12 protein-coding genes are annotated in these 15505 nt (G+C 69.4%); 2 read left to right on the forward strand and 10 right to left on the reverse strand.

All coding sequences use genetic code 11. The annotated features are described in order from the left end of the window. Positions 1 to 90: 90 nt before the first annotated feature. Both MTF65_RS03025 and MTF65_RS03030 read right to left on the reverse strand, forming a co-directional pair. Positions 91 to 2889, reverse strand: a complete 2799-nt coding sequence (locus tag MTF65_RS03025; RefSeq protein ID WP_243626629.1) for a glycosyl hydrolase 2 galactose-binding domain-containing protein — start codon at positions 2887 to 2889, stop codon at positions 91 to 93. A 262-nt stretch (positions 2890 to 3151) separates the two neighbouring features. Then, positions 3152 to 3523: a helix-turn-helix domain-containing protein gene (locus MTF65_RS03030; protein ID WP_243626630.1), complete on the reverse strand. Its 372-nt coding sequence runs from the start codon at positions 3521 to 3523 to the stop codon at positions 3152 to 3154. 83 nt (positions 3524 to 3606) lie between these two features. Here MTF65_RS03030 and MTF65_RS03035 point away from each other — a divergent pair, with 83 nt between their 5' ends. Beyond that, the gene (locus MTF65_RS03035) at positions 3607 to 4515 is read left to right on the forward strand and encodes an NAD(P)-binding domain-containing protein (RefSeq protein WP_243626631.1); all 909 of its coding nucleotides are present in this window, start codon (positions 3607 to 3609) and stop codon (positions 4513 to 4515) included. Between the two features lie 89 nt (positions 4516 to 4604). On the opposite strand, the gene MTF65_RS03040 is transcribed toward MTF65_RS03035, so the two are convergent. The 5 genes from MTF65_RS03040 to MTF65_RS03060 form a co-directional block, all read right to left on the reverse strand. Then, the gene (locus MTF65_RS03040) at positions 4605 to 5039 is read right to left on the reverse strand and encodes a VOC family protein (RefSeq protein WP_243626632.1); all 435 of its coding nucleotides are present in this window, start codon (positions 5037 to 5039) and stop codon (positions 4605 to 4607) included. A 151-nt stretch (positions 5040 to 5190) separates the two neighbouring features. Next, positions 5191 to 5913 (reverse strand): hypothetical protein, encoded by a 723-nt coding sequence (locus MTF65_RS03045; RefSeq protein ID WP_243626633.1) that lies wholly within the window; start codon positions 5911 to 5913, stop codon positions 5191 to 5193. 103 nt (positions 5914 to 6016) lie between these two features. Beyond that, positions 6017 to 7351, reverse strand: a complete 1335-nt coding sequence (locus MTF65_RS03050) for an MFS transporter (protein ID WP_243626634.1) — start codon at positions 7349 to 7351, stop codon at positions 6017 to 6019. After that, positions 7351 to 8499, reverse strand: coding sequence for a PLP-dependent cysteine synthase family protein (locus MTF65_RS03055; RefSeq protein ID WP_243626635.1), 1149 nt, complete (start codon positions 8497 to 8499; stop codon positions 7351 to 7353). The genes MTF65_RS03050 and MTF65_RS03055 overlap by 1 nt, the downstream gene beginning before the upstream one ends. Before the next feature lie 819 nt (positions 8500 to 9318). Continuing rightward, positions 9319 to 9753 (reverse strand): hypothetical protein, encoded by a 435-nt coding sequence (locus MTF65_RS03060; RefSeq protein WP_243626636.1) that lies wholly within the window; start codon positions 9751 to 9753, stop codon positions 9319 to 9321. A 491-nt stretch (positions 9754 to 10244) separates the two neighbouring features. Here MTF65_RS03060 and MTF65_RS03065 point away from each other — a divergent pair, with 491 nt between their 5' ends. Further along, positions 10245 to 10862, forward strand: a complete 618-nt coding sequence (locus tag MTF65_RS03065) for a TOPRIM nucleotidyl transferase/hydrolase domain-containing protein (RefSeq protein WP_243626637.1) — start codon at positions 10245 to 10247, stop codon at positions 10860 to 10862. A 55-nt stretch (positions 10863 to 10917) separates the two neighbouring features. Here the strand turns inward: MTF65_RS03065 and MTF65_RS03070 are convergent, their stop codons facing one another. From MTF65_RS03070 to MTF65_RS30125, 3 genes are all read right to left on the reverse strand, one after another. Next, positions 10918 to 13260 carry an Orn/Lys/Arg decarboxylase N-terminal domain-containing protein gene (locus tag MTF65_RS03070; protein WP_243626638.1) on the reverse strand — a complete coding sequence of 781 codons (2343 nt, stop codon included), beginning with the start codon at positions 13258 to 13260 and terminating at the stop codon, positions 10918 to 10920. A 198-nt stretch (positions 13261 to 13458) separates the two neighbouring features. Beyond that, positions 13459 to 13929, reverse strand: coding sequence for a hypothetical protein (locus tag MTF65_RS03075; RefSeq protein WP_243626639.1), 471 nt, complete (start codon positions 13927 to 13929; stop codon positions 13459 to 13461). Between the two features lie 97 nt (positions 13930 to 14026). Then, positions 14027 to 15361: a hypothetical protein gene (locus tag MTF65_RS30125; protein ID WP_279398542.1), complete on the reverse strand. Its 1335-nt coding sequence runs from the start codon at positions 15359 to 15361 to the stop codon at positions 14027 to 14029. Between the last annotated feature and the right edge of the window lie 144 nt (positions 15362 to 15505).

The raw sequence follows: 15505 nt of genomic DNA on the forward strand, positions 1-15505 counted from the left end.
TGGGCCCGGCCCCGCTGCACGCGCGGGGCCGGGCCGTTTGCGGGGAAAGTCAGTGCCACCGAGTTGGGAATGATGTGTGAGGCCGCATCGTCAGCTGGACGGGACGGTGACGGCCCGGGCGTTCCATCCAGAGATCCGTACGCGTGGGGTGCGGTCCGGATCGACCGTCCGATGGGAGGCCTCCAAGACTGCCGATTCGCCCGGCCACAGGCTGATCTGATTGTCGTTCCAGCGCACGGGCAGCATGGGAGTCTTCCCGTCCGCGGAGACCAGGTCGACGTCGGTGAGCAGAGCGGGGGTGTTCGTGGTGCCCGGGTGGCGGAGGGTCACGGTCGTCGTCGATGTGCCGGCCCTGGTTACCGTCGTTTTGGCTGTCACGTCCAAGGTGACCTGCGGCATCGAGTTCAGGCCGGTCAGGTCGGCGTAGGAGGTGGTGGGGGTGTAGTACCAGTCGGTGTCGGCGTAGTCGAGGACGTCGTTGCGGGTGGAGAGCCAGTAGACGTTGCGGCTCAGTTCCTTGCCGGTGGTGTCGGTGAGCAGCAACCGGGCCAGGTACGTCCTTGACAGGCCGGGGACCGTGGCCGGGAGGGTCAGCGAGGTGGTGCTCACGCCGCGGGCTTCGACGTCGACACCGGTCACCGTGCGGTCGTACTTCTCGGTTCCGTCGGTGTTGAAGAGCGTGACCCGGGCGTTCAGCCCTGAGGCGGCGGTTGTGTGGTTGTTGACGACGCTCACCTTGCGGTTGTCGTAGCCGTACTGGATGTGAAGGGGTTCGTTGGCCTTCTTCGCGCCGAAGTAGGCCCCGTTCTGGTCGAGATAGCGGTCGATGAGCTGCCAGTGGAGGGAGGTCCAGCCACTGTTGAGCATCCAGTAGATGACGCCGGTCGCGGGGGCGGTGGTGTCCTTGGCGTTGCGGGAGTACGCCTCGAACTGCGCCCGGACGTTCTCGTACTGGGCGAGCTGGGCCTTGCGCACGTAGTCGCCGAGATCGGTCGGGCGTCCGTAGCGGCCGGCGAGGGCGGCGTTGTACAGCTTGAGTGTCGAGAATGTGGCTGAGGGAGAGCGGTGGTACTGGGGAGCGGAGGGCTGCTTCCAGAGGGTCTCCAGCTCGGCCGGGGTCAGCATCCGCCGCAGTGTGTCGAGGGTGGGGATGCTCGGGCCGGCGCTGGTCTCGGAGTTGAAGCCGGTGGCTCCTCCCTCGCGTTTGTCGTACCAGTAGCCTGGCGGTACCCAGTCGTAGGGGCCGGTCATCCGCATCCCGGAGCGGCCGGTGACGGGTGTCGACTTCCCGGAGGCGGAAGGGATCACGGGCACGTTCCAGTCGGCGGCCCGCAGCGCTTGGAGGTATTCCGACTCGATCTTGGCGTTGGGCGCCGCGTCGCTGCCGATCAGGAACGAGATCACGCTGGGGTGGTGGCGCAGCCGGGCCGCCTCGGCGGCCATCGACGCCTTGGCGACCGCGTGGTCGGCGGCGTCCCACTTCTCCCCGGACTCCGCGGGGTTGACCTCCCCTTCCCACTTGTCGCAGCACTCCCAGCCGGGGAGCGTGAGAATTCCGTACCGGTCCGCGAGGTCGAAGAACTCGTCGGGTTCGAGGTGGCCTTCCAGGCGCAGTGTGTTCAGGCCCAGGTCACGGACGTACCGGATGCGGTCCTCGGCGTAGGCGGGGTCCCAGCGATGGAACTCGTCGGGGGACCAGCCGGCGCCCTTGATCAGCAGCGGGCGGCCGTTGATCCGGTACTGGCGCGCGCCGTCGGCATTGATCGGTGCTTGCACGTCGCGGATACCGAAGGCGGTGCGTGAGGTGTCGGAGGCGACCCCGTCGACCGTCACGGTCAGGTCGAGGTCGTACAGGGGCTGCTCGCCCATCCCGGCGGGCCACCATACGCGTGGGGAAGGCACACGGAGTCCGGGGTGGTCGGCGGGGGAAAGGACCACGGTCCGGCTCTCCCCGGGCGTCAGCGTCACCTGTCGGCTGAGGGACGCGGGCCCGGCCGTGCCGGAGAGGAGCGCCGTGACGGTGTCGGGTGAGTCGTTGCGCAGGCGGGCCTTGACCGTCAGGTCGGCGGAGGCCAGCGACGGCACGGCCAGGTCGGTGACGACGTGGGCGTCACGGAGGACCACCGGGCCGCTGCGGCGGACGACGACGTCGCGGACGATGCCCATGTTCCGGTCCGGTGGCGGCTGCAGCCAGTCGAGCCAGCCCATGGTGAGGTGCTTGCGCGGGTCGTTGGGCTGGATCCGGAAGGCGACCGTGTTGGTGCCCGGCCTGATCAGAGTAGTGATGTCCAGCTCGTGTCGGGTGTAGGTCCCGGCGACCGTGCTCGCCGTCGAGATGTGACGGCCGTTGACGAAGACGTCGGCGGCAGAGGTTACCCCGCTGAAGTCGAGATACGTGCGAGTTCCCCGGCCGTCGACCGAGAAGTCGGACCGGTACCACCACGGGACCGTGTAGTCGGCGGCAGGGATCAGCTTCTGGTTGGTGGAGTGGAACGGGTCGGGGTGGATGCCGGCCGCCAGCAGGGCGGCGAGGACGGTGGAGCGAGGGCCGGCCTTGTACCAGCCCGTCGTCGGATAGCCGGGGCTGGACACCTTGGCCGCCGGGTCCGTCACCAGGGCGGTCGACTGGATCATGAACCCGGCCAGAGCCGTGCCGGAGTCATGGCCGACGGTGACCACGGCGGCGGCGGGCACCCCGGTCACCACCCGGCCAGCAGAGCCGCCGACCGGGGTGAGGGCGGGGGCCAGGAAGACGAGCAGGCCGAGGAGGGCCGAGACGACGGCCCGGCCGGGTACCCGAGCCCGGCGGTGTGACGGGCCACCGGCCGGGACGGACGGGAACGGGGAACTGGGGCGGCGCGGCGACACCCGGCCCTGCTGTTGAGGCATGCCCTTCAGCATGGTGCCGAAGCCTTGAAAGCCGACGCTCCACATGCCGCGTGTCGCCCGATCGCAGCAACCGGGGAGCGCGGGGAGGACGACGATGTCTCCTCGACGGCCTGGGTGCCGGTGGAGGCGGCCAGTTTCCGTCCAGGGCCGCCGCACAAGTGACGGCGGCCCACCAGGCATGCCCGGCGTCCGTCCGTCCGGGGCGGACCTGCGGTTGGAGCGTGACGCGTGAGCGCATCACCGGACCACATGGCCGGGATGCCTAGCCGTGTGAGGTCTCGGCTGCGTCGACCACTTCGGAGCCTTCGCGACGTATCCGCTCAACCCCCCATGCGCCGAGCGGCCCGAGCGCTTGATTGAGCGTGCGCCCGTGCTCAGTCAGGGAGTACTCCACCCGCGGCGGCACCTCGGCATAAACCTCCCGGTGTACGAGACCGTCCACCTCCATCTCACGCAGGTGCTGCGTCAGCATCTTCTCGCTCACTCCCGGCAGACCGCGACGGAGCTCAGCGAAGCGGCGCACGCGACGGGTATCGAGTTCCCAGAGGATCAGTCCCTTCCACTTGCCGCTCACCACGTCGAGCGCAGCGTCGATGCCGCAGATGTAAGGCCCGCTTCTTGGCGCCTTGGCCATCACTGATCCCCTTACGAAAAGGTAAGTACCGCAGAAAATAGTGGGTACTTCCGAGAGTAGCGGCGCTCTCGCAGCATGGAGGGGTGAACGAACAACAGAAGCACACCACCAGGCAAAACAGCGCTGTCACCGTGATCGGGCTCGGCCCGATGGGCCAGGCGATGACACGCACCCTCCTCAACGCCGGCCACCCGGTCACCGTCTGGAACCGCACCGCCAGTCGGGCCGACGGCGTCGTCACCGACGGAGCAACGCTCGCGGCGACACCCAGCGAGGCGGTCGAAGCGAGTGACCTCGTGATCCTCAGCCTCACCGACTACCAGGCGATGTACGACGTCCTCGACAGCGCCACCGAATCGCTCGCCGGCCGGACGCTGGTCAACCTGAGCTCTGACACTCCCGACCGCACACGCGAGGCAGCAACCTGGGCAGCGGGCCACGACGCCACCTTCCTCACCGGAGGTGTCATGGTCCCCGCGCCGATGGTCGGCACGGAGGCAGCCTATGTCTACTACAGCGGCCGCGACCAGGTGATGGAGAGCCACCTGGCCGCGTTGACACTGCTCGGCACACCGAAGCATCTGGGCGAGGACCCGGGCCTCGCCCAGATGATGTATCAGGCCCAACTCGCGGTGTTCCTCACCACCCTGTCCGGACTGATGCACGCCACCGCAATGCTGGGCACCGCAGGAATGAAGGCCAAGGAAGCGCTGCCAGAGTTGCTCTCCTCCGCCGACTCGATTGGCGACATCCTGAGGGCTGGTGAAGAGAACCCCGGCGCCGCGCTGGATGCCGGAGAGCATCCTGGCGACCTCAGCACGGTCACCATGATGGGTGCGACGTCCGACCACATCGTCGAGACCAGCACGTCACTCGGCCTCAACCTCGCGCTCCCACTGGCCGTGCAGGCCCACTATCGGCGCGCGATCGAGGACGGGCATGGCAGCGACAACTGGACCCGCATCATCGACAGCATCCAAGAGCCGCGCTGACCAAACGCGGGACGCGCGCCGCGGGACGGCGACCCTTGTGATGGCGAACTGCACCAGTCGACTCGCGAAGGTGCCACGTTCGCGGCCACTCAGTCGAGACAGAACTCGTTGCCCTCGATGTCCTGCATCCCGAGGCACGACTCGTCGACTCCATCGGCAAGCAGTAGTTGCCCGCGTACCGCGCCGAGCGCGACCAGTCGTGCGCACTCGGCCTCAAGTGCGGCCAGGCGCTCTTCACCCACGAGCCCGGTGCCGACCCGCACGTCAAGATGCAGCCGATTCTTGACGACCTTGCCTTCGGGAACGCGCTGGAAGAACAGTCGCGGGCCCACACCTGAGGGATCAATGCACGCGAACGCCGAACCCTGACGCTCAGGCGGCAGTGCGCGATCGAAATCGTCCCAAGTAGCAAACCCCTCCGGTGGCGGCGGTACGACGTACCCCAACACCTCGCACCAGAAACGAGCGACGCGCTCAGGTTCTGCGCAGTCGAAGGTTATTTGGAACTGCTTGATCGATGCCATCGGTCCATCATAAAGGCGGGGTCTTTCGTCGTCGGTGGTCTCGATCGCGGCGCCTCGCTGCCGGTGGTTGCGGCGGCGAGGCGCTCCACGCTGTCGGTGAAGACGTGGCCGCCGCGAACCGGCTGTGGCCGTGGCTGTTCCCGTTCCCCGGTCAGTGGTTGTGGCCGTCGTTGTGGGCCGAGTCGCTGGATGGGCTACGGGTGGCGGCCGGTGTGGTGGTGGCTTGCGACGGGGTGCGGTGGACGGTGGGCTCCTCTTGGTGGGGTTCGTTGTCGGTGCTGCTTTCGCTGCCGTGACTATGGCCTCCGCTGCCGGGCTCTTCGGCGAGCGTGGAGGCCACGTAGCGCAGGCCGGCGAAGGCTATGAGCGTCGTGACCAGGACTGTGAGCCCGGCGAGGCCGAAGACGCGCCGCCATGAGGAGTCCTCGTCCTTGATCACGTAGGCGATGAAGGACAGCACGATGCCGGTGGGGATGAGGAGGGCGGCGCGGCCGGGGAAGTCCTCGAAGTGCTGGAGGCCGCCGCTGAGCATGCCGATGCCGAAGGACAGGAGCAGTGAGGCGCCCATGATGGACGCCACCTGCGCGGGGGTCGGCTTGCGGCGGGCGAGGAGGAACTCGTTCAGGGCGGTCGCGGCAAGGAAGACCAGTACGCCGTAAACGGCGATCCGCGTGTACCGGGCGGGGTCCAGGGGGTGGTGGACGACGGCACCGCTGATCAGGCCGGCGCCGACGAAATAGCCGACGTAACCGAGGTAGCGGGCGAGGAGGCCTCCTTTCCGGGAGCGGGCTTTGCGCAGGGCTGCTCGACCGGGTCTGTGTTCGGGGTCCGCGAGGGCTGCGGCGGGGCGGTCGGCGAGCTGGGAGACGGACAAGGGTTGTGCTCCTCATGAGGGCGGACGGACAGCTGCTTCGGCGTGTGTGGGTGGAGGGTGCGGGGGCGGACGTTGGCCGCCCCCGCACCTGTTGGGTCGTGCGTCAGGTAGTGGCGGGCACGGGCCGTGATGTGTGCGGCGGGGTGGTGAGGCGGCCGGTGCGGTCGAGCCGGTGGAGGGCTGCGGCGCAGGCCAGGCCCAGGAGTGTCAGGGCGATCCACGGCAGGGCGGACACTCCGGCCGCGCGGGCGGCGTCCAGTGCGGCGCCGGCGAGGAGGTTGCCCAGCGTGATGCCGATGCCGCAGATGGTGTTGTACAGGCCGTAGTGGGTGGCGACGAGTCGGTCGCCGGAGAGGCGGACGATGGTGTCCATCTCGAAGGGGTAGGCGATCATCGTGCCCAGGGCCAGGAGCAGCGCGGACAGTGCGGGCGGTACGGCCGCGAGCAGCCACAGCCCGATCCCGCCCCCGGGTACGGGTACTGCGGTGGCGCCCAGCAGGGGCAGGAACGCGGCTCCCATGGTCAGCAGGCCCCAGGTGAGCGCGCGGCCGGGCTCCACGCGGCGGCTCTTGCACCAAGCGGTGATCTTGGTCTGGCCGAGGATGGTGCTCAGTCCGGACACGACGAACAGCAGTGCCACCGCCGTGGTGGCGAAGTCGCCTTCGCCGCCCATGCGCCGTACTTCCAGCGGCAGGGCGAGGTAGACCTGGAATGACAGGACGTACGAGCCGATCATGGCGAACGAGAACAGCAGGAACGGCCGGTTGGCCAGGATGCCGCGCCATTGGGTGAGCACCCTCTCCGGCCTGCCGTTCTCCTGGTCCTTTGAGTCGTTTGAGTCGTTGCCCCGGCGGGAGGGCAGGGCCCGGATCTGCACGATGCTCAGGAGGGCGAAGATCCCGGCTGCCGCCAGGCAGGTGACGCGGAAGTCGATGCCGGTCAGCACCATGCCCACCAGCGGGCCGAGCAGGATGCCGGCCTGGTAGAAGACGTTGAACAGGGCGAAGGCCTCCACCCGGCGTTCACCGGCGTCCACGGCCAGGTAGGCGCGGGTGGCCGGGTTGAACAGGGCCCCGGCCAGTCCTGTCGCCGCGGAGGCGGCGATCAGCGCGGGCACGGAGTCGACCAGCCCGAGGGTCACGAAGCCTGCGATGCGCAGCACCAGCCCGGAGATGATCATGGGCTTGTAGCCGAATCGGTCGGCAAGCGCCCCGCCGATCAGGAACATGCCCTGCTGGCTGAAGTTGCGTACACCGAGGATGAGCCCGACCGTCCATCCGGCCAGGCCGAGGGGTCCGGCCAGGTGCGTGGCCAGGTACGGCATCAGCATGTAGAAGCCGAGGTTGATGGTGAACTGGTTCACCATCAGCAGCTGGACGCTGCCCGGGTACGAACGGACCTGCGCGAGAGTACCGAGGGTACCGAGAGTGCCCTTCATCAGACCCGCTCCTTCGAGTCTGCCTCTACGGGCGGCTCGGCCGCGTTGGCGTGCTGGGGTTCGGCGCCCAGGGTGAGCGGGTCGGCCACGGTGGTACAGCGTGTCCAGTGGGTGACTTCCTTCTCGTCCAGGCGGCCGATCACTTCGGGTTCGGGTGCGGGCGGGGAGCCGAGCAGCCCGTGGGCGGCGCAGTAGTCGTCGTCGTAGATCGTGCCGAGGTACCGCTGGGGCCCGTCGGGGAAGACCGCCGCGATCCGGGTGTCTTCGGGCAGGGTCCGGGCGACCCATCCGGCGACCAGGGAGACCGCGCCGACGCTCCACCCGCCAGTGGCGTAGTGCGAGGTGGCCAGCTGCCGGCAGGCCCATACCGCCTCGGCGGGGGCGACCCAGTGCACCTCGGAGAAGTTGCCGTAGGCGACGTTGCGCGGGTAGATGCTGGAGCCGAGCCCGCGCATCAGGCGGGGCCGGGCGGGCTGGCCGAAGATGGTGGAGCCGATGGTGTCCACGCCCACGAGCCTGAGTTCGGGGTAGAGCTGTTTGAGGACGCGGGAGATCCCGGCTGAGTGCCCGCCGGTGCCGACGCTGCACACCAGGACGTCGATGTGGCCGAGCTCGGCGGCCAGTTCCAGGGCGAGCGGGGTATAGGCCGACGTGTTGTCGGGGTTGTTGTACTGGTCGGGGCACCACGAATCGGGGTACTGGTCCATCAGCTGGGTGACGCGGTCGCGGCGGGCCTGCTGCCAGCCGCCGGTGGGGTGGGGCTCGGACACGACGTTGACCTGCGCGCCGTAGGCGGTCAACAGGCGGGTCATGGACGTCTCCAGGCCCGGGTCGGTGACCAAGGTGACGGGATGGCCGTACACCATGCCCGCGAGAGCCAGGCCGAGGCCCAGGGTGCCGCTGGTGGATTCGATGATCCGCGCGCCCGGCTTCAGGTCGCCTCGGGCGCGGGCGCGTTCGACCATGTGCAGGCCGGGCCGGTCCTTTATGCCGCCGGGGTTGAAGCCCTCCAGCTTCGCCCAGAAGCCCCGCCCTGCTGGGGCGAACGGCTCGCTCACGTGCAGGAGGGGGGTGTTGCCGACCAGCTGGGACAAGGCGGCGTGGCCGGGCTTGGTCCCGCGGGTGGTGTTCGGATGGGGAGAGTGCATCAGATCGGCTCTCATCATTTCGGTGGATGGCGCGTCGGGTGCTGATCTCTCGCACGCCGCTCCATCCCCTCCCGTGTGTGTGCTGGGCGAGGTGGGAGCGGCGGCCGCGGCATGCTGCGGCTCGGGGGCATGGTCTATGTCCGCCACCGGCACGTGGTGCACAGCGTGAAGCGGCCCGGGCTGGATCTTCGGGTCTTGGAGGCAGCGGGCTGGAGGACCACATCGTCGGTCGCGGTAGGACGCGTCGCCGTGTCGGTGGCGCACAGCGCGCCTGAAGAGGCTGTACGCGACTGCTGCCGCTGGGCGGCGAGTTCGGTGTCGTCCCCGGCAGACGGGCAGGAGGGTCCGGGGGGCGGGAAGGCAGGCCGCTGGGCCTCAGCTGCTGTTGGAACGCCGCTGCCCGAATGGGTCTGGGCTGTGTCGGCGTGGGCTGTGTCGGCCTGGGCTGTGTCGGCCTGGGCGCCTTCGTGCGGCAACGGGGTGCATTCGAGTACGGCGACCAGCAACAGCGCGCCCAGGACCACGGCGAGCAGGTGGCGCCGCGCCGGCGCGCTGGCGAGGGCGGGGCGAATACGGGAAGGCGAGGGCAAGAGTTCCTCCGCGGGCGGCCGTCGTGTCACCACAAGGCACACGAACGACGAGCAGGGCAGCCGGTCTCAGGGTGTTGGCCGCGGGCATCGCTCGGCACGCCTGAGGGGCGACTGCACGAGGGGACGACGACGGCGACGTGCCGGCCTTGGAACCCTCGCAGCCGCATGCGACTGCCCCGCAGGTGTCAGGCGGGAGGGGGCGAGATGGCCGACGCAGGGTCGCCCGGTCCTAGATCTGCAGAACTGTCGCTCTCGCCGAAGCAGCCGACAGCGACGACCCAACGGGCGCGGCGTCACGGAAGCCGACCGAGGTCAGCGCAACGGTGGAGGTGCGCTCGTGGACGAGCGCGCACACCTCGGGTGCGTCCACGGTGGGACTTTGCTGCGGCTGGCCCGGCACGCACTGCTCAGCGGGGTGCGAGGTGCCGTGACCGCCGCCGTGGTGGCGGTGATCCAGCGGCGCGTCGTCGGCCGCATGAGCGTGTGCCACTGCCACTGCCACCGGGGCGGCGGCGGTGGCGTTGATGTGGCCGGTGACGGCCTCGGTGCTGGCGCCGTGCGTGTACAGGAAGGTGAACAACAGCATGGCCACCCACAGCACGCGCAGCGAACCCGCCGACGAGCGGGTTCGCAGCGTGCCGGAAGACGACCTGGCCGTGACCATGCCGTGATCCTAACGGCACGACTCGCCCGCGCCATGCCGCACGCGCCGCCAACACCGCACCAATGGGCGTCCCCCACGGCCGGGGAACCACCACCGACCAGCCAGCTGAAACGGTAGGTCCTGTACTGATGCACCAGGGCGAAGGATCCGGGCTGAAAGCAGGCCCTCGACCGATGTGACGCACATCATGCCGATCAAGGGCCGAGTGGCTGAACAACTGCCCGGAACGGCTGGTGGCTTCCCCTCAGCCGAGCCGCGGGAGGGTGTAGAACCGTCCAATTGCGGCCGCCCGGTTCGGCCCAGCTCGGCCGGCGGCGGGTGGCCATCGGTGAGGAAGGCCGGGCGGACGGTCCTCAACACTGGCGGCGGCGCCCATGGGTTCGCGCGTCCCGGCCGCCGCACCTTCCCCAGTACGCGCCTCCTCTACGTTGGTTCCCGCCAGGTCGAATATCGCGTGCGCTGCCGTCGGTGGACGTAGCAGACTCCCCGGCATGGTCGACATGCGTATGTTCCGGGACGAGGTCACAGGCTGGGCGGGCGGTGGCTCCGGCGTGCTGGCGAGGGAGCTGACGGAGCTCCTGGGGGTGCACACCGCGGTCCTGCTGGAAGGGCTGAGCGACCTCGCGGCCGTCGAGGCGCTGGCTGCGGGGCGAGGCCGTGACCTGGCGGCCGAGGGGGTGTGCGTGGTGCCGATGGGCGGGGCGATGAACGTCGGCCGCTACGCAGGGCTCCTCGGGCCGTCCGGTCTCGGTCTGCGGCTGATCGGCCTGTGCGACGAACGCGAGAAGCCCTTCTTCGACCGGGGCCTCAACCCGGCCCGGGCGCCGCGCCCGGGCGTCTTCGTCTGCACGACGGACCTGGAGGACGAGCTCATCCGCGCGATGGGCCCGGCACGGGTCGAGCAGATCGTCCAGAACGAGGACGAACTGCGCGCCTGGCAGACCTTCGTACAGCAGCCCGCCCAGCACGGCCGGCCCCGGAACCAGCAACTGCGGCGCTTCATCGGCACGAAAAAGGGCCGCAAGATCCGCTATGGCCGGCTCCTGGTCGAAGCCCTCGCCCCCGACCAGGTACCCGCCCCGCTGGACGACCTCCTCGCCACCCTGTGACGGCCTGTCCCCGCAGGCAGGCACGCCGGGGCCATGCGCGGGCCAAGCGCGGGCCTCACGATCGCCACGCCGCTCGGATGTCCTGGCGTACGCATTCAATGAGGTAGTCGCCGGTATCGGGGTCGATGGAGACTCCGTGCGCCTCGCTATGGAAGCCGGGGAAGGCTCGATCGAATGCCTCCAGCGCTCCGAGGTAGCGCAGGACCGGGCCGTCGGGGGCGCCGAGTGCTTCTCCGGGCATCAGGACGGGGATCCCGGGCGGGGTCACGGTGACCATGGCGGCAGCCACCCTGTCGGCGGCATCGGCGAGACGGAGGCGTTCGGTGCCGCCCCGAATCAGCTGCTGGTAGCAGCGCTGGGGCGGGACTACCGGTTCGGGCAGTTGCTGGAAGGCGGTGTCGAGAGCGTCGATCAGTTCCGCATGCGTGAGGTGTTCGTGCATCTCCTGGCACAGACCGCGCAAGGTCGTACGGCTGTAGCGCTGGGGGTAGCGCTCGACCAGGTGCGGCAACACCTGCCGCAGGGGGGTGTCGGCGTCGTGGAGGGCTTTGAAGTCCATGAGGGCGTCCATCAAAGTGCCCCATTTGCCCTTGGTGATGCCCATGGAGAACAGGATGAGCGTGGTGTAGGTATCGGTTTTCTCCACGACGATGCCGCGGTCGGCGAGGTAGGCGGTGAGGATTCGGGCAGGGATGCCCCAGGAGTCCGTCTGGCCCGTCGCGTTGACGCCGGGGCAGGTCAGCGTCACCTTGATGGGGTCCAGCAGACACTGTCCCCGGCTCAGCCCCGGGAAACCGTGCCAATCCGCGTCCGGCTCCAGCTCCCAGCAGCGGGGGTCGGCGGCCAGCAGCGCCGGGGAGGCGTCGGCGAACGGGACGGAGGTCCCGCCGGCTGGGTCGGTCACGGTATCGGGCTGCCAGACGCCGAAGAACCACGGCAGCCGGTCGCCGGCGGCCGCGATCCGGCGTCCTGTGCGGACGATGGCCTGCCGGAACCGGATGGCTTCGGTGACCGCCTCGTTGACCAGCCACTCGCCCTGTGGCCCGTCCATCATCGCTGCGGCCACGTCGAGCGATGCGATCGCCGGGTACAGGGCCGAGGTGGTGCCGTGCATCATGAACGCCTCGTTGAACCGGTGATGTTCGACCGGCGCCCGGGGCGAGGACTTCACGTGCACCATGGCTGTCTGCGACAGGGCGGCCAGCAGCTTGTGCGTCGACTGGGTGGAGAAGACGGTCGGGCGATCCTCGCCTTCGAGGGTGTCGGGACCGACCGCCATGCCGTAACGGCCGGCGTAGAGGGGGTGGAAGCGAGCGTAGGCGAACCAGGCTTCGTCGAAGTGGAGTCGGGGGGTACTGGGTGCCAGGGCTCGCGCGGTCCGCACGGTGTCGTAGCACAGGCCGTCATAGGTCGAGTTGGTGATCACCGCGTACTGAGCCTCGGGCGAGACCGCCCCTGGCGTCAGGGGATGAGCGGCGATCCGAGCGGTCACCGCCGCGGGAAGCGTCTCACTGGTGGGGAGAGGGCCCGCCAGCCCGTATCCGTTGCGGGTCGGGACGAGGTAGACCGGGCGGGCACCGGAGATCACCAGCCCGTGCAGGACCGACTTGTGGCAGTTGCGGTCCACCAGGGCGATCTCGTCGGCGGTGACGCAGTAGTGACCGACCATACGGTCGGCGGTGGAGTTCCCGTGCAGCACGAAGTACGTCCGGTCGGCGCCGAAGATGCGGGCGGCGTTGCGCTCGGCGTCGCCGATGGAGCCACTGTGCTCGAAGAGGGAACCCAGCTCCTCCACCGAGATCGAAAGATCGGTGCGAAAGAGGCGCTCACCGTAGTAGTCGAAGAACGCGCGGCCGACAGGTGACTTCAGGAACGCCACTCCACCTGAGTGCGCGGGGGTGTGCCAGGAGTATTCGTGGGCGTCGTCGAAGCGTCGCAAGGCTTTGAAGAACGGCGGCAGGACAGCGTCACCGTAGGCACGTGCCGCGCTGACGACACGGCCGGCGATGAAGGAAGGGGTGTCTTCCAGGGGCCAGATGTAGCCGACGGCGATCTCCGCCACCCATAGGGGCAGCCGGTCCAGCCCGAGATCGGACGCCTCGGACATCACGACGAAGACCGGCAGATCCTTGAACCGGCGTGCGATCTGCCGCAGGACCACCGCACCCTCACCGTCGGCCACCCCGCCGGTCTCCGACGGCAGGTCCCAGGCCACGACAGCGGCGGTCAGGCCGGCCTCGGTGCTCAAAGCGGCGCAGGCCCCCTCGACCGTCCGCGCCCACCGAACCTCCAGCCCACGGTTCTCCAGCTCCTTGCCGATGCGTCGCAGCTGGTCACCGCCGACTCCCCGGCCCAAAGGGTCCTCGCGCAAGGCCAGCAGGACACTACCGTTCGCCATGACACTCTCCACCCGCGTTGCACCAAGCCGCTCGACGTGCCAAGTGTCGAGTGGAAGCACCGCGGATCGCGCCGGAACCGATCAGCTCTCACCCGTACGAGGACCCGGCGTGAGCAGCGTCCGGGGGGAAGCCCGGAGGAGGGCCCTTCCACGGCCACACGCCCCTCGCCGCGGGTCGGGTCGGCCCGCGACGGAATCTCAGCGCAGGACGGAGGAGAAGTTGTCCAGCTGGATCCAGGTCACCTTGTTCGTCGACTGGGGGCCGAAGACGTTGACGGCGCCGGCCGTGTTGGCCTCGATGCGGATCGCGTTGATGCCCTGACTGTTGTTGCGGGGGCAGACGCCGCGGGTCAGCTTGGGCGGGCGGATGGAGGCGGGCAGCGTGCCGAGACGGCCGTCGGCGGTGAACGCGCAGGTGACCATGCCGCGCAGCTGGAGGTACTCCGTACCCGCGAGCCGTATCACGCGGGCTTCGGCCGGCGCTCCGGCCTCGTTCGCCACCGTCGATTCCAGGGTGATCGCCGTCCAGTCGACGACGACCTGACAGCCGTCCACGAGGTCCACGGCGGTGGCCGGGGTGGCCGAGAGCAGCGGGGCGCCGACGGCGACGGCGGGGGCGGCCAGTGCCGCGGTGAGCAGGGAGCGGCGGCTGGTCGTGTGCTGGGTCATGCTCGATCCTCCGGATCGGGTGGGGCGGGCAGGCGGGTGCACGGGTGCGGGGGGTGTAGTGCTGCGGCGGTTGTGCTTTCGGCGGTTCGGCGGGTGCTCATCGCCAGGCGACGGAGACGCCGTCGAGGTCGATCCAGGTGATGGCGTTGTCGCTGGTGGCGCCGTACGCCCAGAGCGCGCCGTGGACGTCCGCCTCGATCCGGCACACGCAGCGCCCGGTGTTGTTGTTGCGGGGCACGTTCTGGCGGGTCAGGTGGGTCGGGCGCAGCCGGTGTGGCAGGGTCCCGATCCTGCTGTCCGCGGTCAGGCCGGGGGAGCAGGTGAGGGTGCCGCGCAGCTGGAGGTAGGTGGTGCCGGCGAGGGCGATCAGGCGTCCGCGCGGGGGCTGGGCGCCGGGGGAGATTCCGGGTTCGAGGGCGAGGTCCTCCCATTCCGCGAGCACCTTGACGCCGTCGACCGCGGGCTTCGTGGGGTACCAGCCGATCGTGACGTCTCGCGAACCGGTGGTGCCGGGCACGGTGTTGCTGAAGCCGAACAGCAGCCGGGTTTCCCCGGTCGCGGGGTCGACCTCGACGGCGACGCCCTCGGGCTCGCGCCGGGTGAGGCCGTCGGCGTTGGTGACCACCTGCCGGTCGAGGCGCGCGCCGGTCGTCCACGAGTACGAGGTGAGGAAGGCGACCCCCGGGAACTCGCTGGGGACCGTCGTCGGGTTGTTCTCCTTGTCGTACGGCGCCCACTGGTACGAGTAGAGGACGTCGCCCAGTGCGGTGAAGCCCTGGGAGACGAGTGTCTTCTGTAGCGGGTAGGGCGACGGCACGTCGGGGGTGACGTCCTCGCCGGCCGGCATGACGAAGGTGGTGCCTACCGGGACCCATGAGCCGACGGCGGCTGTGGCGGGGTCGTAACGGGTGAAGTGACGCTTGCCGTCCTTGTGGTACATGACGCACAGGAGATTGTTCACCGGGTCCAGCGACGGCCCGGTGCCCGCCGTACTGCCGGGCGGCGTGAACTTCTGCTCCTGCGGTATGAGGTTCGCGTCGAGGACCGCGCCGTTCTCGAACAGGAACCGGGTGACGGCCTTGCCGAAGGTGGCGCTGACCTCGGTGCCGTCCATGATGACGTGCAGCGGGCCGACCTCGGTCCAGAGGTACGTGTCGGCGCCCACCGGCTCGGCGCCCATCGAGAGCCCGTGTCCGAAGCCCTTCAGCTGCATCGAGCCGGTGACCGTGCCGGTCCGGCGGTCGATGCGGTTGAGGTACATGTTGCCCTGCGGGACCGTGGCTGAGCTCTCCACCTGGAGGACGAAGACGTGCCCGTTGACGGTGTCGGTGGCGATCGCCTGAGGTGCCGGGCCCTTCACCAGGTCGACCGTCTGGATGAGCCTGCCGGTGACGCCGGACAGATCGACGCCGTTGGCGTCCGTGTATGCCATGTTCTCTCCCCCGGGATCCCCGATGGATCCGTCTTGTGGAGAAGAGATCATCACATGGGACGTCAGCCGCCTCTCGGGACGGTCGAGTCGGTCGACAGACCTGGAGTTCCCTCGACCACCGGTCAACCAACGTCCGCACCCATC

The organism is Streptomyces sp. APSN-46.1 (genome assembly GCF_022815725.1).
Classification (GTDB): Bacteria; Actinomycetota; Actinomycetes; order Streptomycetales; family Streptomycetaceae; genus Streptomyces.